18 protein-coding genes and 4 tRNA genes are annotated in these 17,332 nt (G+C 73.8%); 11 read left to right on the top strand and 11 right to left on the bottom strand.

Translation table 11 applies throughout. The features are described from left to right. Positions 1 to 102 precede the first annotated feature (102 nt). The 4 genes from ACGF12_RS26550 to ACGF12_RS26535 form a co-directional block, all read right to left on the bottom strand. Positions 103 to 176: transfer RNA gene (locus ACGF12_RS26550), tRNA-Phe, on the bottom strand. 27 nt (positions 177 to 203) lie between these two features. After that, positions 204 to 277 (bottom strand) — tRNA-Asp (locus ACGF12_RS26545). Positions 278 to 334: 57 nt separating this feature from the next. Next, positions 335 to 407, bottom strand: a tRNA-Glu gene (locus ACGF12_RS26540). Positions 408 to 520: 113 nt separating this feature from the next. Next, positions 521 to 862 carry a metallopeptidase family protein gene (locus tag ACGF12_RS26535; RefSeq protein ID WP_393035019.1) on the bottom strand — a complete coding sequence of 114 codons (342 nt, stop codon included), beginning with the start codon at positions 860 to 862 and terminating at the stop codon, positions 521 to 523. A gap of 70 nt (positions 863 to 932) precedes the next feature. Here ACGF12_RS26535 and crcB (ACGF12_RS26530) point away from each other — a divergent pair, with 70 nt between their 5' ends. The 6 genes from crcB (ACGF12_RS26530) to ACGF12_RS26505 all read left to right on the top strand — a co-directional run bounded on the left by crcB (ACGF12_RS26530) (position 933) and on the right by ACGF12_RS26505 (position 6,620). Beyond that, positions 933 to 1,445 (top strand): fluoride efflux transporter CrcB, encoded by a 513-nt coding sequence (gene crcB / locus ACGF12_RS26530; protein WP_393034915.1) that lies wholly within the window; start codon positions 933 to 935, stop codon positions 1,443 to 1,445. Then, entirely contained in the window at positions 1,442 to 1,810 is a 369-nt protein-coding gene (locus ACGF12_RS26525; protein ID WP_393034912.1) for a DUF190 domain-containing protein, read from the top strand. The genes crcB (ACGF12_RS26530) and ACGF12_RS26525 overlap by 4 nt, the downstream gene beginning before the upstream one ends. Further along, positions 1,807 to 2,181: a fluoride efflux transporter CrcB gene (crcB, locus tag ACGF12_RS26520; RefSeq protein WP_393034909.1), complete on the top strand. Its 375-nt coding sequence runs from the start codon at positions 1,807 to 1,809 to the stop codon at positions 2,179 to 2,181. The genes ACGF12_RS26525 and crcB (ACGF12_RS26520) overlap by 4 nt, the downstream gene beginning before the upstream one ends. A gap of 159 nt (positions 2,182 to 2,340) precedes the next feature. Next, entirely contained in the window at positions 2,341 to 3,075 is a 735-nt protein-coding gene (locus tag ACGF12_RS26515) for a hypothetical protein (RefSeq protein ID WP_393034906.1), read from the top strand. Between the two features lie 194 nt (positions 3,076 to 3,269). Then, the gene (locus ACGF12_RS26510; protein WP_393034903.1) at positions 3,270 to 5,588 is read left to right on the top strand and encodes a DEAD/DEAH box helicase; all 2,319 of its coding nucleotides are present in this window, start codon (positions 3,270 to 3,272) and stop codon (positions 5,586 to 5,588) included. Between the two features lie 198 nt (positions 5,589 to 5,786). Beyond that, positions 5,787 to 6,620, top strand: coding sequence for a TIGR02452 family protein (locus tag ACGF12_RS26505; protein WP_393034900.1), 834 nt, complete (start codon positions 5,787 to 5,789; stop codon positions 6,618 to 6,620). A gap of 11 nt (positions 6,621 to 6,631) precedes the next feature. Here ACGF12_RS26505 and ACGF12_RS26500 read toward each other — a convergent pair whose 3' ends face one another. Continuing rightward, positions 6,632 to 6,967 (bottom strand): hypothetical protein, encoded by a 336-nt coding sequence (locus tag ACGF12_RS26500; RefSeq protein ID WP_380609057.1) that lies wholly within the window; start codon positions 6,965 to 6,967, stop codon positions 6,632 to 6,634. A gap of 95 nt (positions 6,968 to 7,062) precedes the next feature. Beyond that, the gene (locus ACGF12_RS26495; RefSeq protein ID WP_393034897.1) at positions 7,063 to 8,217 is read right to left on the bottom strand and encodes a hypothetical protein; all 1,155 of its coding nucleotides are present in this window, start codon (positions 8,215 to 8,217) and stop codon (positions 7,063 to 7,065) included. A gap of 360 nt (positions 8,218 to 8,577) precedes the next feature. On the opposite strand from ACGF12_RS26495, the gene ACGF12_RS26490 reads away from it, so the two are divergent. Further along, entirely contained in the window at positions 8,578 to 9,405 is an 828-nt protein-coding gene (locus ACGF12_RS26490) for a low temperature requirement protein A (protein WP_393035016.1), read from the top strand. Continuing rightward, positions 9,398 to 9,904, top strand: a complete 507-nt coding sequence (locus ACGF12_RS26485; protein ID WP_393034895.1) for an RICIN domain-containing protein — start codon at positions 9,398 to 9,400, stop codon at positions 9,902 to 9,904. Before ACGF12_RS26490 ends, ACGF12_RS26485 begins: the two co-directional genes overlap by 8 nt. A 34-nt stretch (positions 9,905 to 9,938) precedes the next feature. Here ACGF12_RS26485 and ACGF12_RS26480 read toward each other — a convergent pair whose 3' ends face one another. The 3 genes from ACGF12_RS26480 to ACGF12_RS26470 form a co-directional block, all read right to left on the bottom strand. Continuing rightward, positions 9,939 to 10,634, bottom strand: a complete 696-nt coding sequence (locus ACGF12_RS26480; RefSeq protein ID WP_393034892.1) for a tyrosine-protein phosphatase — start codon at positions 10,632 to 10,634, stop codon at positions 9,939 to 9,941. Between the two features lie 109 nt (positions 10,635 to 10,743). Then, positions 10,744 to 11,505 carry an SDR family oxidoreductase gene (locus ACGF12_RS26475; protein WP_393034889.1) on the bottom strand — a complete coding sequence of 254 codons (762 nt, stop codon included), beginning with the start codon at positions 11,503 to 11,505 and terminating at the stop codon, positions 10,744 to 10,746. 10 nt (positions 11,506 to 11,515) lie between these two features. Beyond that, positions 11,516 to 12,736 (bottom strand): DNA glycosylase AlkZ-like family protein, encoded by a 1,221-nt coding sequence (locus ACGF12_RS26470; protein ID WP_393034887.1) that lies wholly within the window; start codon positions 12,734 to 12,736, stop codon positions 11,516 to 11,518. A gap of 122 nt (positions 12,737 to 12,858) precedes the next feature. Between ACGF12_RS26470 and ACGF12_RS26465 the strand changes: the two genes are divergently transcribed. Then, positions 12,859 to 13,647: a DNA polymerase beta superfamily protein gene (locus ACGF12_RS26465; RefSeq protein WP_393034884.1), complete on the top strand. Its 789-nt coding sequence runs from the start codon at positions 12,859 to 12,861 to the stop codon at positions 13,645 to 13,647. 58 nt (positions 13,648 to 13,705) lie between these two features. Then, positions 13,706 to 13,778 (top strand) — tRNA-Lys (locus tag ACGF12_RS26460). A gap of 734 nt (positions 13,779 to 14,512) precedes the next feature. Here ACGF12_RS26460 and ACGF12_RS26455 read toward each other — a convergent pair. Together ACGF12_RS26455 and ACGF12_RS26450 are read right to left on the bottom strand one after the other, a co-directional pair. Further along, positions 14,513 to 15,436 (bottom strand): hypothetical protein, encoded by a 924-nt coding sequence (locus tag ACGF12_RS26455; RefSeq protein ID WP_393034881.1) that lies wholly within the window; start codon positions 15,434 to 15,436, stop codon positions 14,513 to 14,515. Positions 15,437 to 15,734: 298 nt separating this feature from the next. Continuing rightward, entirely contained in the window at positions 15,735 to 16,475 is a 741-nt protein-coding gene (locus ACGF12_RS26450) for a nucleotidyltransferase domain-containing protein (protein ID WP_393034878.1), read from the bottom strand. 193 nt (positions 16,476 to 16,668) lie between these two features. Here ACGF12_RS26450 and ACGF12_RS26445 point away from each other — a divergent pair, with 193 nt between their 5' ends. Beyond that, entirely contained in the window at positions 16,669 to 17,178 is a 510-nt protein-coding gene (locus tag ACGF12_RS26445) for a hypothetical protein (protein ID WP_393034875.1), read from the top strand. The last annotated feature ends 154 nt before the right edge of the window (positions 17,179 to 17,332 follow it).

Genomic DNA, 17,332 nt, shown 5'->3' with positions numbered 1-17,332 from the left:
TCGTGAGAGGAGCGACCGTCCGCCGTGCCGTTGGCGTCAAACGGCACGAAAATGCCCCCGAAGCGAGCTGCTTCGAGGGCATCGTGCCTGTTCAGGCAATTGTGGCCAGGGCCGGGGTCGAACCGGCGACCTTCCGCTTTTCAGGCGGACGCTCGTACCAACTGAGCTACCTGGCCGTACTGCACCGTCTCTTGCGAGACGAGCGATCCCGACGGGACTTGAACCCGCGACCTCCACCTTGACAGGGTGGCGAGCTAACCAACTGCTCCACGGGACCTTGTAGTGGCGAACCACTAAGGTCTTGCGGTACTGCACTTTACTACGGTGTACTGCGTGCCCCCAACGGGATTCGAACCCGTGCTACCGCCTTGAAAGGGCGGCGTCCTGGGCCACTAGACGATGAGGGCTTGCGGCCTGTCCCGCTGTTTCCAGCGTTCGGGGACGTCGAGAAGCATATGGGATGCGGGGCGGATCGCCAAAACGGGTTTGGGCCGGGTGGGGGGCCGGGCCTGGGCGGGAGTCAGGACCAGCCGAGCTCGTCCAGCTCGTGGTCGTCGAAGCCGAAGTGGTGGGCGACCTCGTGGATGACGGTGGTGCGGACCTCCTCGACCACCTGTTCGCGGGTCTCGCAGTGGCGCAGGGTGGGGCCGCGGTAGATCAGGATGCGGTCGGGCAGGACCCCGGCGTACCACTCGCCGCGCTCGGTCAGCGGAGTGCCCTCGTAGAGGCCGAGGAGTTCGGGGTCGTCGGGGTCGGGTTCGTCCTCGACGAAGACCGCGACGTTGTCCATCATGGCGGCGAGCTTCGGGGGGATCTGGTCCAGGGCGTCGCTGACCAGTGTTTCGAACTCTTCCCGGGTCATCTCCACCGGATCATTGTCGGGTCTCGGGTGACGGCGTGCCAGACAGCGGACGCCGGTGTTTGATGGGGCCGTGACGACTTCGGAGGACGCCTTGGACGACACCGCGGAGGGCCCGGTGCGGACCGGGTCGCCGGCCGCGGCGGCGGTGCGGGGCCGGCCGCCGGTGCTGCGCGGGCAGGGGTCGGCCGTGGCGGTGGTCGCGGTGGGCGGCGCGATCGGGGCGGTGGCCCGGTACGCGGCCGGGCTGGGCTGGGAGACCGGGCCGACGGCGTTCCCGTGGACGACGCTGCTGATCAACGTGGTCGGCTGCGCGGTGATCGGGGTGTTCCTGGTGGCGATCACCGAGGGGCGTCCGGCGCATCCGCTGCTGCGGCCGTTCTTCGGCACCGGGGTGCTGGGCGGGTTCACCACCTTCTCGACCTACTCGGTGGACATCCGCCGGCTGCTGGAGGCGGGGCGGCCGGGGCCCGGGCTGGCGTACCTGGGGCTGACCCTGCTGGGCGCGCTCGGCGCGGTGTGGGCGGCGGCGGTGCTGACCCGGCGTCTGATCCGCCGCCCGGTCCGCGACGGGGGTGCCCGGTGAGCCGGCTGAGCGGGCCGGCGCTGCGGCTGACCGTGCTGGTGGGCGAGAGCGACATGTGGCACCACCGCCCGGTGTACAGCGAGGTCGTGCACCGGGCGCGGGCGACCGGGCTGGCCGGGGCGAGCGTGTTCCGGGGCATCGAGGGGTTCGGCGCCTCGTCGCTGGTGCACACGGCCCGGCTGCTGTCGCTGAGCGAGGACCTGCCGGTGGCGGTGGTGATCGTGGACGAGGAGGAACGGGTGCGGGCGTTCCTGCCGCAGCTGGAGGAGCTGGTGGCCGAGGGGCTGGTGGTGCTGGACCACTGCGAGGTCGTCCGGTACACGGGCCGTGCGGCCGAGCGCGGCGCGGGCGGGGGAGCGCGGTGAACTGGCTGCTGGTGGTGGCGGGCGCCGTGGTCGGCGCGCCGCTGCGGTACCTGACCGACCGGGCGGTGCAGTCCCGGCACGACTCGGTGTTTCCGTGGGGCACCTTCACGGTGAACGTGTTCGGCTGCCTGGTGTTCGGCCTGCTGGCCGGGGCGGTGGCGGCCGGCGCGGCCTCCTCGCACGTCCGACTGCTGGTCGGGACGGGCTTTTGCGGGGCGCTGACCACCTACTCGACCTTCTCGTACGAGACGCTGCGACTGGCCGAGGCCGGCGCCGTGCGGTACGCGGTGGCGAACGTGGCCGGCAGCCTGGCGGCCGGCCTGGCCGCGGTCTACGCGGGGGCGGAGCTGGCCTCGGCGCTCTGGGGCTGAGCGGGCCCGTCCGCGGCCGCCGCGAGCCGCCGGGAGCCGTCGGGAGCGGCCCGAGAACTGCCGTGCAGCCCGTGTCCCGCCGCGCCCGGCGCGCGTTGGGCACCGAAAGCGGCCGCGCGCCAGTGGGCGGCCCGGGTGGGGCGGTGGAGAGGAAGCTCGGTGGCTTCGGTGCGGGCGGTGCGGACGGTGCGGGCGGTTCGGGCGCGGGTGGCCGCGCCGGTGCGGGAGACGGCGCTGCGGGAGGCGGCGCTGCGGCGGTCACGCGCGGTACGGGCGGCGGCGGTGCTGGCGGTGGCCGGGCTGGGGCTGACCGGCTGCATGTCGGTCGGTCCGGCGGCGGACGAGAAGCACGGCGGGGTGGCCCCGGTCGGGCAGGCCGGTCCGGCGGGCAAGCCGGGGGCGACGGCCGGTCCCCCGGCCTCGCCCGGCGCCGGGCACCCGGGGGGCGTCTCGGGGCGTCCGGAGCGTCCTGGGGGCTTGCAGGCAGAGAACGCGCCCGCCGGGGCCACGCCCACCGTGGCGGGTGAGGTCGCGCCGGGTGCGAACGGCGTGGTCGCCGGCGTGGTCCCGGTGCCGGGGGCGGGCGCTCCCGAGAGCGCGCCGGGCGGCGGTTCGACGAGCGGTGGGCCGAGCCCCGCGCCCCACCCGGGCGGCGCTTCGGCCGGCAGCGGAGGCACCGCCGGTCCCGGCGGCACGGGCGGGGCGGGCGGCACCGGCGAGGGCCGCTCCGGCGGCGGTTCGGCCGGGACCCCGTCGGCCACCCCGAGCGGCCGTCCGTCCAGCTCCCCCGAGCCGGAGCACACCACGCCCGCCGCAACCGTCCCGCCGGCCCCGGAACCCTCCCCGGGAAGCTCCGGTTCCGCGGCCCCGAGTCCGCACGCGGGTGCGCACTAGCAAGCTGGCCAGGACGTTTGCCTCCGGTCCCGTTGGTCCTCTATGGTGGTAGATCGTTCGTTTGATCCATTTGACTGGCGCCCTACTCCCATCTGGCGCCCTTGGCGCGTTCCGGCGATCCGTGGCTGACCGCATAGAGGCGGTTGTGAAACAGAACCCGGACTTTGGCGCGTGCCACTTCCGGAAGGTTTTGCATGTCTCTCGTTGACGACGCCCGCTTCGCCATGCCCGCGAACGAGGCCGCCGCCGATGTCACCGACGCCACCGACAACACCGAACTGATCGCCGAGGCCGCGGAGATGGCCGAGGAGATCGCCGCCGACACCGCCGAGGAGAGCGCGGAGGCCGCGGAGGCCGCCGAGCCGACCATCACCTTCGGCGACCTGGGCCTGCACGACGACGTCGTCCGCGCCCTCGCCAAGCGCGGCGTCACCACCCCGTTCCCGATCCAGGCCGCGACCATCCCGGACGCCCTGGCCGGCAAGGACGTGCTGGGCCGCGGCCGCACCGGCTCCGGCAAGACCCTGAGCTTCGGCCTGCCGCTGCTGACCCGCCTCGCCGACGGCGAGCGCACCCGCGCCAAGCACCCGCGCGGCCTGATCCTGGTCCCGACCCGCGAGCTGGCCATGCAGGTCGCCGACGCCCTGGAGCCCTTCGGCTCGGTGCTCGGCCTGCGCCTCAAGGTCGTCTGCGGCGGCACCTCGATGTCGAACCAGATCTACGCGCTGGAGCGCGGCGTCGACATCCTGGTCGCCACCCCCGGCCGTCTGCGCGACCTGCTGAACCGCGGCTCCGCCAAGCTGGACGACGTCCAGACCGTCGTCCTCGACGAGGCCGACCAGATGGCCGACATGGGCTTCCTGCCCGAGGTCACCGAGATCCTCGACCAGGTGCCGGCCGGCGGCCAGCGCCTGCTGTTCTCCGCCACCCTGGAGAACGAGATCGACACCCTGGTGAAGCGTTACCTCAAGAGCCCGGTCACCCACGAGGTCGACCCGTCGGCCGGCGCCGTCACCACCATGACCCACCACATCCTCGTGGTGAAGCCCAAGGACAAGGCGCCGATCACCAACGCGATCGCCGCCCGCAAGGGCCGCACGATCATCTTCGTCCGCACCCAGATGGGCGCCGACCGCGTCGCCGAGCAGCTGATCGAGGCCGGCGTCAAGGCCGACGCGCTGCACGGCGGCATGACCCAGGGCGCCCGCACCCGCGTCCTCGGCGACTTCAAGGACGGCTACGTCAACGTCGTCGTCGCCACCGACGTCGCCGCCCGCGGCATCCACGTCGACGGCATCGACCTGGTCCTCAACGTGGACCCGGCCGGCGACCACAAGGACTACCTGCACCGCTCCGGCCGCACCGCCCGCGCCGGCCGCTCCGGCGCCGTCGTCACCCTGGTGCTGCCGCACCAGCGCCGCGGCGTCTTCCGCCTGATGGAGGACGCGGGCGTCGACGCCAGCCGCCACATCCTGGACCACGCCTTCGACGCCGAGGTCGCCAAGATCACCGGCGCCCGCTCGCTCACCGAGGTGCAGGCCGAGAGCGCCGCCAACATCGCCGGTGCCGCCGAGCGCGAGCTCGCCGACATGACCCGCCAGCTGGAGCGCGCCCAGCGCCGCGCCACCGAGCTGCGCGAGGAGGCCGACCGCCTGGCCGCCCGTGCGGCGCGCGAGCGGGCCGAGCTGGGCATCGAGGACGAGGCCCCGGCCGCCGAGGAGGCGGGCGAGCAGGCCGCGACCGACGCCCCGGCCGCCGCCGAGGCCCCCGCTGCCGCGGCCGCGCCGCAGGCGGAGGAGCGCACCCCGTCGTACCGCGAGGCGCGCACCGAGCGTCCGGCCTTCGCACGTGACCGCGACCGTGACCGTGACGAGCGTCGTTCGGGTGGCTTCAACCGTGACCGTGACGAGCGTCGTTCGGGTGGCTTCAACCGTGACCGTGACGACCGTCGTTCCGGTGGCTTCGGCGGTGGCCGTGACCGCGACGACCGCCGTTCGGGTGGCTTCGACCGTGACGAGCGTCGTTCCGGTGGCTTCAACCGTGACCGTGACGACCGTCGTTCCGGTGGCTTCGGCGGCGGCCGTGACCGCGACGAGCGTCGCTCCGGTGGCTTCGACCGTGACGAGCGTCGTTCGGGTGGCTTCAACCGTGACCGTGACGACCGTCGTTCCGGTGGCTTCGGCGGCGGCCGTGACCGCGACGAGCGTCGCTCCGGTGGCTTCGACCGTGACGAGCGTCGTTCCGGTGGCTTCAACCGTGACCGTGACGACCGCGGCGGCCGCTCCTTCGGCGACCGTCCGGCCCGCTCCTTCGGCGACCGCCCGTCCTCCGGCCGGGACCGTGACGAGCGCGGCGGCAGCAGCCGTCCGTTCTCGCGCCGCGACGACCACCGCTCCGGCGGCCGTCCGCAGGCCGACCGCGGTGGCTTCAACCGCGACCGTGGCGGCTTCGACCGTGACCGCGGTGGCTTCGGTGGCGGCCGCGACGACCGCAAGCCGCGCTGGAAGAACTGACGTCGTACGGCCGGTGGTAGACCGCCGGCCGGACTGACCGACCGACCACACGAAGGGCCCGCTCCGTCCCCCGGAGCGGGCCCTTCGCGTTCCCCCGATACCCCCCGACACCTCCGTGTGCACGCCCCCCGAGGTGTTGTTCTGGAAGTGAGAATAACCTGTGGCGCGGCGCGGCGGTAGTCCCGTAGCGTCACGGACATGAGCAGCAGACTGCATGACGTGGCACGGGTGAACGAGGAGATCGCCGAGCGGGGGAGCTACCGGACGGCCGGCGGCGAACTCGTGCCGGTGGGGGAGCAGTTGACGGCGGCGAAGGCCGGCACGGTGTCGTACGCGCCGCGCGCGCTGGACGAGTTGTCGGCTTCCGGGGGGCCCGGGCCGGGTCCGGCCGCCGGGCGGATCGAGGTGACGGCCGAGGGGAGCATCGAGGCCGCCCGGCGGCTGGTCGCGGCCGGTGCCGGGCCGGTCGGGGTGCTGAACTTCGCCTCCGCGCGCAACCCCGGCGGCGGCTACCTGCGCGGCGCCCGCGCCCAGGAGGAGGACCTGTGCCGCAGCGCGCTGCTGTACTCCTGCCTGCTGGAGGCGCCCGACTACTACGAGGCGCACCGGGCCTCGACCGACCTGCGGTACAGCCACCGGGTGATCGTCTCGCCGGACGTCCCGGTGATCAGGGACGGGCGCGGGGCCCTGCTGGCCCGGCCGTACCCGGTCACCTTCCTGACCTCGCCCGCGCCCAACGCCGGTCAGCTGGAACGGCGTTCGCCCGGTACGGACGTCCGCGGGGTGCTCGCCGAGCGGGCCGTCCGGGTGCTCGCGGCGGCGGCCCGGCACGAGGTCCGCGCCCTGGTGCTCGGCGCCTGGGGCTGCGGGGTGTTCCGCAACGACCCGGCCGAGGTCGCCGAGGCCTTCGAGGGCGCGCTGGCCCGGTACGGGGCCGCCTTCGAGCAGGTGGTGTTCGCGGTCTGGGACCGCTCACCGGTCTCGGCGAACCGGGCGGCCTTCGAGGCCCGGTTCGGCGCGGCGGTCCGGTAGGCGGGGGCCGGCTACCGCTTGCGGGCGGCCAGCACCGTCGCGGCCGTGGAGGCGGCCGCGACCACACCGGTGACCGCGAAGACGGACGGCCAGGCGCCGATCCGCTTCGCCAGCGGGTGCGAGCCGCCGAAGGCCGCCACGTACAGGCCGGTCAGCGCCGCCGCGGTGGCCGTGCCCGCGCTCCGGCGCCACTGCGCGGCCGCCCCGGCACCGGCCACCGCCAGCACCGCGCCGCCCAGTTCGCGCCGGCCGCTCCAGCGGGCGACGCCGTAACCGCCGACCAGACCGCTCGCCGCGGTCAGCGCCGCGGGCGCGGCGGCCGAGAGCACGTTCGGGACCTTCGCCATCGTCGACTCCACTCGTCACTCGTCACGGCCGCGGCCGGAGGGGCTGCGTCGGCTTCCGACCCTAACCCGGCGAACGCGACGGCCGGCCGGGGCCTCTACCCGAAGGCCCCCACCACCGACATCCCCGGCACCGTCCGGGCCAGCAGCGGCGCCGCCTCCACCGGGTCCAGCACCCGCTCCAGCCGCAGGTCACCCGGGATCTCCTGGATGAACCGCCCGGCCGACCAGGTGCGCTCGTACGGCAGCGGCTCCAGCACCAGGGTGCGCACCCCGTCCAGCACCGGGATGTCGTCGGGCGTCCCCTCGTTCCAGAGCCAGGAGCCGTCCGGCGCGACCAGGTTGAAGGCGCCGGTCGCGATCAGCCGGCGGCCGTCCAGGAACTCGGTCCGGGCCAGCGCCACCACCTCCGGGTCCTGCGGGGTGCCGGGCAGGTGGCCGCCGCCGATCAGCAGGTCGGCGAGCAGGGTGTGCAGCTGGAAGGTGTCGCTCAGGCCGCTCATCCGCAGCAGGTAGCCGGTGCCGGTGGGGCGGTCGAGCACCAGCAGCGGCTCGTCGTCGAGCACCCGCGCCAGGTGGGCCAGGCCCTTGAGGTCGTGCTGCCCGCCCTCGTACCGGCCCGCCAGCTCCAGCAGTACGGCCGTGACGCCCGAGGCCCGGGCCTCGGCCCGGACCGGCGCGTGCGCGTAGACCGCCCAGGCGGCCTGCTGCCACAGGTGCAGCGTCCACCAGGCGACCACGGCCAGGTGCGCGTTCCACTCGTCGAGGTGCGCCGGGTCCTCGATCCGGGCGTGCGCCTCGGCCGGATCGTCCTCCTCCCGGTCGGGCAGCGGGCCGCCACCCGTCTGCGCCCAGCGCTCGACCAGCCGCTGCGCGCCGGTCAGCGCCCCGCGCAGGCCGGCCAGCACCGGGCCGGAGCAGGCCACCGGGTCGGCGCCGTACTCCACGCAGGCGCCCGTGATCATGGCCAGGTGGGCCCGGGGGAACGGTGGGGCGTCCGGCAGCAGCGCGGCCAGCCGGGGTCCGGCCGCCTGCCGCTCGGCCGGCTCGGCGGGGCCGAACAGTCCGCCGACCAGACCCAGGGCCGGGCCGAGGCGCTCGTCGTCCCCGGCCGCGACCACCGCCTCCAGCTCGGCCACCGCGTCGAGGAGGGTGGGCTGCTGACGCTGCGGAGGGAGCTGACCATGAGTCTGTTCGGGGCTCTGCCCGGGGTTCTGCTGCGGGTTCCGCTCGGGGTTCTGCTCGGTGGACATTCGCCGCAGCATAGGCGGCGGAGCCCGTCCGCCGGAAACGCCCCCGGGCTCAGGTTCGGTGACGGATACTCGCGCGGTGACCGTGTCATGCGGAGCACATCTGGAGCAGGCGCGCCGCCACCCCCGCTCCGATGGGTCACTCGCCGTGATATTTTGGTTACGCCGGGTCGGAGCGATAACCAAGTTCCGGCCCGGCCTACCGCCGGGCTGGCGGGAAGTCAGGTCTGTGGAGCTGATGTAAGACCGATGGGCGGCACACCGTCCCTTCGCTGGTAATCCAGGTCGGCAACCGGCTGTGAAGCAGAAAGCCCGACCCGCGAGGGTTGGAATCCTCCGGCCGCAGCCGGAGGAGGATGTCAACTGGCTGACCAACGCGATGCAGCCGCGTACCCACGGTCGGCGCGGGCCACTGGTGCCGCGCCGCCGGGGTGGCGCCTGCCGGTGCTGCGGATGGGTGCGTCCAACCTGGTCGTCAGCGCCCTGGTGGTGGCCGGCGGGTACCTCGCCGGGAAGGTTCAACTCGACTTCTGGACAGCCGCGTTCGCGATGCAGTTCGTCACCCCGCAGGTGGCCCGGCTGCCCGAGTTCCGGCTGCGCGCGGACCACTTCGTGGAGCGGCACGGGCTGATCATGATCATCGTCTTCGGCGAGTCGGTGATCGCCGTCGGCGTCGGCGCCGGGACGGCCGAGCTCGGGCCCGCGCTGATCGCGGTCGCGCTGCTCAGCCTGACCGTCTGCGTCGGCCTCTGGTGGGCGTACTTCGGGCACGACGACGACGCGCGCGCCGAGCACCACATGGCCGCGCTGCCCTCCGCCGAGCGCAACCGGGCCGCGGTCACCGTCTACTACCTCGGCCACTTCGGGCTGCTGCTCGGCGTGCTGCTGTTCGCCGCCGGGGTGAAGTCGGCGGTCGCCCACCCCGACGCGGCGATCACCCTCCCGCAGGCCCTCGCGCTGGCCGGGGGCATCACGCTGTACCTGGTGGTGAACACCGCCGTGCGGCGCTTCTTCGGCCTGCGTCCCCACCTGCCCCGGCTGATCGGCGCCGCCGCGGTCCTGGCGACCGTCCCGCTGGGCACCGCGGCCTCGGCGCTGGACCAGGTGGGCGCCGTGGCGGCGGTGCTGGCCGCTGTATTCGGGTACGAGTCCGCCTGTCGGCGCCCGGTGGGAGACTTCGGACATGACTGACCGAGCGACTGACCGAGCGACTGACCGAGCGACTGACAGCGCGAGTGACGGCGCGGCCGACCCCGCGATCACCGACGGCCGCTACCGGATCCGCAATGTCGGCAGCGGCCTGCTGCTGGAGGTCGCCGAGGGCTCCCGGCGCAGCGGCGCCCGCGTCCGCGTGGGCGCGGAGGACGGCTCCGACGCCCAGCTCTGGCAGCTCACCGCCGTGCACCCGGGCGGCGCGCTGTTCCACATCGAGAACGCCGCCGGCGGCAAGCGCCTGGACGTCACCGGCGCCTCCCCGGACGACGGCGTCCCGATCCAGCTGTGGTCCGCCAACGCCTTCGGCGCCCAGGAGTGGCTGCTGGAGGCCCACGTCGACGCACCGGGGACGTACACCGTCACCAGCTTCATCAGCGGCAAGCCGCTGACCGCCCCGGCGGAGCCGGACGCGGGCGTCCAGCAGTGGGAGGACGTCGACGCACCGACCCAGTGGTGGCGCTTCGAGCGTCGGTAGGAACGCGCCCTGTGCGGTCGGGAGCGCTCTGTGGTCAGACCGAGAGGTTGGCGCGCACGGCGTCCAGCTCGGCCTCGGTGACGCCGTGGGCGTGGAGGTAGGCCGGGACGGTGCCGTGGTGGGTGCGGATCCAGCCGAGGGAGGAGGCGATGTGCTCGGCGCTGACCGGGCGTGAGAGCCGCTCGGAGCCGGTCTCGTCGACGTACGGGACGGGGCCCTGGTCCAGGCCGAGGCCGAGGTTGGACAGCAGGAAGTCGGCGGTGATGTCGGCGTCGGAGGCACCCAGCAGGGACTGCAGGACGGCGATGGTGAGCCCGGTGCGGTCCTTGCCGACCGCGCAGTGCACGAGCGCCGGCAGCGCCGCCGGGTCGGTCAGGTGCCGGATGAGCGCGGCGAGCGAGGGGCCGGCGGTCTCGGGCATGAAGGCGTAGAGGTCGGCCTGGCTCTCGGGCCAGGGCCGGTCCACGTCCTCGCGGTTGGCGGGCAGGGTCGGCAGGCTGAGGGTCTCGTGGTCGAGGCCGTGTCGCTGGTCCGGCCAGACCTCCAGCTCGAACGGGCTGCGCAGGTCGATCACTGTGCGCAGGCCGAGGTCCTTGAGCTTCTGGGCGCCCTCCTCGGTGAGCGTGTGGAAGGACCCGGAGCGGTACAGCACGCCCCGGCGGAGGGCGCCGATTCCGCCCGCGTCACGGAAGTTGCGCACACCGGGGATGTCGATGAAGGCGTCGGTCATGGCCTCCACCGTACGGGCGAGGGCGGATCGGCGGAAGGAAACCGGAGAGGGCCGTCCGCTGAAGCCCCGCCCCCTGGGAACCGCCGGCCCGGCCCGGCCGGCGGGGGCCTCAGCGGCCCCCGGCGACCTCCAGGAACGCCCCTGTGGTGTACGAGGCGGCCGGGGAGAGCAGGAACAGGATCGCCTCGGCGACCTCCTCCGGCTGCCCGCCGCGCCGCATGGGCAGGTTCGGTGCGACCCGCTCGACCCGCCCGGGCTCGCCGCCGAGCGCGTGGATGTCGGTGTGGATCAGGCCCGGGCGGACGCAGTTGACCCGGATGCCCTCGGCGGCGACCTCCAGTGCCAGCCCGCGGGTCATCGAGTCCACCGCGCCCTTGGCGGCCGCGTAGTCGACGTACTCGTTCGGCGAGCCGATCCGGGAGGCGGCCGAGCCGACGTTGACGATCGCGCCGCCGCGCCCGCCGTAGCGGGTGGACATCCGGCGGACGGCCTGGGCGGCGCACAGGAACGGGCCGGTGATGTTGGCGGCCCAGATCCGGTTCAGCCGGTCCTCGTCGATGTCCTCCAGCCGGCACTGCTTCTCCAGCGTGCCCGCGTTGTTCACCAGCCCGGTGAGCTCCCCGAGTTCGGTGTCCACGGTGGTGAACAGCCGCTCCACCTCGGCGGTGCGGGTGACGTCGGCCCGGACGGCGAGGGCGGTGCCGCCCTCGGCTCGGATCGCGTCCACCACGGCGGCCGCCGAGGCCTCGTCCGTACGGTAGTTGACGCAGACCCGGTAGCCGCGGCGGGCGGCCAGCAGGGCGGTGGCGGCGCCGATGCCGCGGCCGGCGCCGGTGACGATCAGGACCTCGTCGGTGGTGGTGGTCGACATGATCGGTACGCTACCCGGCGGTTCGGCCGGGGACACCCGTCGTCGCCCGCAGCGCCGCGATCTTCGGCGCGCGGCTCTTCGGCGAGTCCAGGCTGAAGCCGCGGGCGTCGCCGAGCTCGTCCCGCACGAAGGCCTCGGTCCGGGCCACCGCCGCGCGCAGCGCGTCATCGGGCGGGACGAACAGCTGGTGGACGATCTCGGCGCGCTCGGTGTCGTACTCCCACAGGCCGACGATCCGGCCGCGGTCGAGCACCAGGTGGGTCTGCGGGTCGGCCTCACCGCCGAAGGTGCGCCCGGCCTTTCCGGCCGGCAGCGGGCGGGCCGCGTCGGCGGGGTCGAGCAGCCGGGGCAGGTCGCGGTGGAGCAGGTGGATGCCGTCGATGCCGGCCAGCAGGGTGTAGTGCGGATCCTTCGGCACCTCGAACCCGGCGAACTCCTCGGCGAGTTCGGGCGGCAGCAGGAGCTCGGAGCCGGGTGCGAGCGGGACCGGTCCGGCCTCGGCGACGGCCCGTCTGGCGGTGGCGGCGGTGAAGCCGGAGAACCAGCGGAAGTGCTTGAGGGTGGCCGGGCCGGCCCAGGAGAAGTAGCGGCGGGCGAGGTCGACGGCGTCGCCGCGGACCGGCTGGTCCCAGCCGACGTAGCCGTAACGCTGTTGGTCCAGACGGCCGTTGACCGGCACCCGGCGGATCCGCCCGCGCGACTGCAGCAGCCCGAGGGCGAGCGGCAGGGTGGTCGCCAGCCCGCGCTTGCGGCCCGCCTCGCCGAGCGGGCGGACGGCGTCGCCGACCGCCTCCCGGATCGCGGCCGGGTCCAGCGGCCGGTCCGCGGTCAGCACCCGTTCGACGGCCAGGCAGAGTTGCTCGACCTCGTCCATGGCGACCCCCAGGTGCTTCTGGGCCGCGGCCAGTTCACCCGCCGGGGCGGCCGCGCCGGCCGCCAGGCCGAGCGCGAAGTCGGCGGCCGGCAGTACGTACGTGCAGCCGCGCGCGGACGGCAGCTCGTGCACCTCCAGGGCGGCCACCGCCGCGTCCACCGCCGCCCGGTCGAGCCCGGCCCGGGCGAACAGGCCCAGGTACGGGGCCGCGCCGCCCACCGAGCGGGCCCAGCCGGTGGCGGCCAGCACCTCGGCGGCGGAGGCCCCGGTGCGCGGGCGGTCCAGCCACTGCCGGTGCGACCACCAGGCCCGCAGCTTCTCGACGTCGACGGCTTGCCGGTGGGGATCGTGCTCCATGGGGCCAGTATCGGCGGCCGGACGGACCCCGGACCGGAAATCGCTCGCCCGGCGCGGCCCGTTCCGGAGAGGATTCCGGGGCGGGTGCGGTAGTCGCCCGTCCGTTCGAGAGGAGTCCGTCCGTGTCCGCCACACCCGGCACCGTCCTGCTGTCCGGCATCGTCGGCTCCACCGCGTACGGCTTCGCCCACGCCGACTCGGACGTCGACCGGCTGGGCCTGTTCGCCACCCCCACCGAGGAGTTGCACGGCCTGCACCGCCCGGCCGAGTCGCACGTCACCACCGCGCCGGACGTCACCCTGCACGAGGCGGCCAAGTGGTGCCGCCTGGCGCTGTCCTGCAATCCGACTGCCTCCGAACTCGTCTGGCTGCCGGAGGACCTGTACGAGACCGTGACCCCGCTCGGTCGCGAACTGGTCGGGATCCGCTCGACGTTCCTCAGCGGGCCGGCCGTCCGCAAGGCCTATCTCGGTTACGCCGACCAGCAGTTCCGCAAGCTGCTGACCCGCGACACCGGGGACCCGGTCACCCGGCGTCGTGCCGCCAAGCACGCCCGCCACCTGGTCCGGCTGGTCGAACAGGCCGTCCGGCTGCACGAGACCGGCCACCACCTGATCCGGCTGCCCGACCCCGAGCGCGTCCGTGACCTCGGCGAACGCATCGCCGACCGCCCGGATACCGCCGAATCCCTGCTCGCCGACGCCGCCGAACGCCTCGCCCGCCCCGGCGTCCTGCCCGACGCCCCCGATCCGCGCCCCGCCGAAGCCTGGCTCCGCCGCGTCCGTGCCGCCCACTACATCCCGCCTCAAGCCCCGCCTCAAGCCCCGCCTCAAGCCCCGCCTCAAGCCCCGCCCCGGGAACCCGGCGCGTCCACCCAATCCACTGGCGGAGCCCTGGGCCCCACCGGGTAGGATCGCCGTGGCCCTCCCCACCCGGGACCTCCGGGATCCAGCCGGGGCAAAGGGCCGCGGGCCACTAGCTCAATTGGCAGAGCTGCGGACTTTTAATCCGTAGGTTCAGGGTTCGAGCCCCTGGTGGCCCACTCTTCCCGGTGGCGTTCTCACGCCCGCGGACCTGCGACTCAGCGCCCTGACCCGGCTTTGCCGGGCAGGGCGTTTCCGCTTTCCCGGGTGCGGGTGCGCCCGCAGTGGGCCCGACGGTCTCGCCGACCGCCGCAGCGTCTCAAGGGGACGAGACCCTTCGAGTGAAGAACCGGAGCAAGGCCGCCTGATTGGCGGTTCGCTGGCTGCCGGGGAGTTTTCCAGACCATACCTTCAACTCCGGCGCTCACGGCGGCGGCGCTCGTGCGCAGAGTTCGTCCACACCTGCCACAGACCACGGAGCCAGGAGGAACAGTCATGCGCCTGACCCGCGGCGCTCTCGCTGCTGCGACGGTGGCGGCTTCCGTCTCGGCCTTCGGCCTGCCCCTCTTCCTCATGGACCGGTCGTCCCATGGTTCCGATGCCACGCGGGTCCGCATGGTCGGTGTCTCCGGCACGTCGCGGAGCAACGCCGAATCGTCCTTGCCGCTCTCCACGAATCCGGGCTCGCAGGAATCACCGCGCCCCTGTTACAGCTACGGCGGCCCCTACTGCGGCTGGGTGGGAGCGTACTGGGGCGGCTGTGACAGGGAGTGGGGCCTGAGCTTCGGAGTCAAGAACCCCAACTGGATCTGCCCCCACGACCCCCGCCCGAGCCCCTCGGCCTCGGCGGACTCCACCGCAAGCAGCAGTCCCTCCTGACCGGTTCCGCCGGGAGGCCGACCGTTCGCCATTGCTACGGCTGGGTCGGCGGCACCTCGGGCTCCTGAGGTGATGTGACATCAGGGATCGAAGGTGCTGCCGGTTCCTGTTCCGGCCGAGCAGCACGCTGCCGGCGGCATCGGCGGAGCCAGGCCGTGGCCAGCGCTCCCAGAACCAGCAGCAAGCCGCCGGTCGCGATCCCGATGCGCTTCGCGCTCAGACGACCGACGCTCCTGCCGACAGCCGCATCATCGGGCGGAAGAGGAAGGCTGGTGCCTCCGGAGCCGAGAGTGGGTGACGGCGAGCCGGACTCCTGGGGCGACGGGGCGGCGGACGGGCCACTCCCGTCGGCAGCCGCACCATCGTGCTGACGATCGTGGTCATCCCGGTCACCGTCGTGGTGGCGGTGGTCGTCGTAGTAGTCGTCGACGCAGCGGGCGGCTGCGAAGGGGAAGGCCCGCTCGTGGCGGCCGAAGGCCTTCACCACGAAGACCGGGTGCTCCCTGAAAAAGCCGCGAATCTGGAATTCATACTGATTGCTGGTGTTGGTGGGATAATCCACGTCCAAATACGTGGAAACGGAAAAGTTGTCCCACGGTGCCTCCGGCGACGAGGACGAGGACGACGAACTCCCCTGGAGAACGAGAGCCTCCGGCCCACGCCGGCTGTTGGTCAGAATCGCCCTGAGGGTTTTGTCGATGAGCACGACGCGGCGGGCGCTGAAGCAGTGGCGCCAGGGACTGTAGCGATAGGGGTGTCCGTCCGCGCCCCCGCCCCATTCCCCTCGCTCTTCCCCGCCCCATTCGCCTCCCCTTTCCCCTTCCCCGTCCTCGTCCTGGGGCCACCGGGAGCCGGACTCGTGCCGCGTGGACGCCTGCGCGGCGACGCCTGCAGGCGCGGACACGAGGACGACGGCCGCACCCGCCAGCGATGCTGCAACCCAGGGTCGAAGATTCATCCGATGACCTCCATGGGTGGCGGACGCGGGCAACCGCCCGTAGGGCGACACAGTTGGGTATCAGATGAAGTTAAGAGGGCTCGACTCGTCACATCGTGAACATCCTCGGGGAGCCGCACCCTTGTCACTCAGCCGCAGCAGTACGCCGAGCTGCGGAAACAACAGCAGGCAGCCCGTTCGAGCCGGCCGCACCGTGCTCAGGATCGATCGTCCGATCCGCGGGTTCAGGGTTCGAGCCCCTGGTGGCCCACGCGACGGAGGTCGTTCCGGCGGACCTCCGGTCCGTCGGGCGTCGCGCTCAGCGGCCGACGCCGACGGACTCGATGACGCCCTGCCAGGCCCGGCGGTATCCCTCGCGGAGCGGGCCGCCGACGAGGTCCAGAATCGCCGAGGCGGCCTCGGCCAGCGGCGCGGGGTCCTGCGAAGCGCCCAGCCGGGCGTAGGCGTCGAGCAGTGCGGCGCCGCGCTCGGGATCCGCCGCCAGCAGGCGCCGCGGCAGCCACTTGCCGCTGCCCGTCCAGGCTCGGTGGTGGTCGCACAGCAGGTCGGCAGCGGTGTTGACCACCACCCCGGCGGTGACCAGCCGTTCGACCGGAGCGGTGGCGTCGAGCAGGTCGTCCAGCGCGTCCGTCAGGCCGTAGCGCTTGGTCTCCACGGTCTCCGGTTCGAGTGCGGGCGGGCCCTGGCGCAGGTCTTCCTCCGCCAGGGCCCGGGCCCGCCCGGCCTCCCCGTCCACGTCGACCAGGACCAGGCCGGTCGCGTACATGTTCTGCAGCACGGCGCGCCGGGTGGCGAGGTCCACCGCGAAGAGGTCGCGCAGGCCGGCCCGGGTGTGGACGAACAGCTCCACGACCCGCCCCTCGAAGCGGAGCGTCTCCCGGTAGGTCTCGCCCCCGTCGGCGATCAGGACCGCGAGGTCCAGGTCACTGTTCGCGCCTGCCCGCCCCGAGACGGTGGATCCCGCCAGGACCACGGCGAGCGCCCCGGGGAGGTGGTCTCGGACGAGGCGCCGCGCTTGGTCGATCGGATCATGGTGCATCCGGCCACGGTCCCACAGGCCCTGGGGCCGTCACACCTTCGGAGCCGGGTCCCGGTGGACGGAGGCGCCGAGCGCCGGGACCCGCTCGACGGGGGTGCCCCGACCTGCGGTCGCGGGCACCGCCCCCTGGGGGGAGGGAGCCGGGAAGGGATCCGGTGGGAGTGAGCGACGGTGACTCAACTATCTTGAGACCATGGGACCTTTGAAGCCGGACATGGCTCAGCTCGTCGTCGGACTTGTCTGTTTCTTTCTGATATTCGGGGTTCTCGGGGCGCTGCTGCTTCCGCGCATCGAGAAGACCCTGGAGGAGCGCCGGGACGCCACCGAGGGTGGTGTCGAGCGGGCCGAGGAGGCGCGGGCCGAGGCCCAGCGCGTGTACGCGGAGTTCCAGGCGGAGCTCTCCGCGGCGCGGCACGAGGCGGCGCTGATCCGGCAGACCGCCACCGAGGAGGGGGCGGCGCTGATCGCGCAGCTGCGGGCCGAGGGACAGCAGCTGCGGGACCGGATGCTGGCGGAGGCGAAGGTCCAGCTGGAGGCCGACCGGGTGCTGGCCGAGGCCGAGCTGCGGGAGGACGTGGCCCGGCTGGCCGGCGAACTCGCGGGCCGGGTCATCGGCGAGCCGGTCGCCGAGCTGCCGCGCACGCGGGCGATCGCCGACGAGTTCTTCGCCGAGCACGACGCGAAGGCGGGCGCGCGCGCCTGAGGCCCGCACCTGTCGTGCTTCCCCCTGACGGATCGGGGCCCGGGGGGGGGGGGCCCCCCCCCCCCCCGGCCCCGCCCCGGGGGGGGGGGGGGGGGGGGGGCGGGGGGGCCCCCGCGCGGGGGGGGGGGGGGGGGGGGGGGCGGGGCCCGGGGGG

The sequence above is a fragment of the Kitasatospora sp. NPDC048296 genome (assembly GCF_043201815.1).
In the GTDB taxonomy this organism is placed as follows: domain Bacteria; phylum Actinomycetota; class Actinomycetes; order Streptomycetales; family Streptomycetaceae; genus Kitasatospora.
Note: the sequence above shows the minus strand (reverse complement) of the source record. Positions and strands in the feature narration are given on the sequence as shown.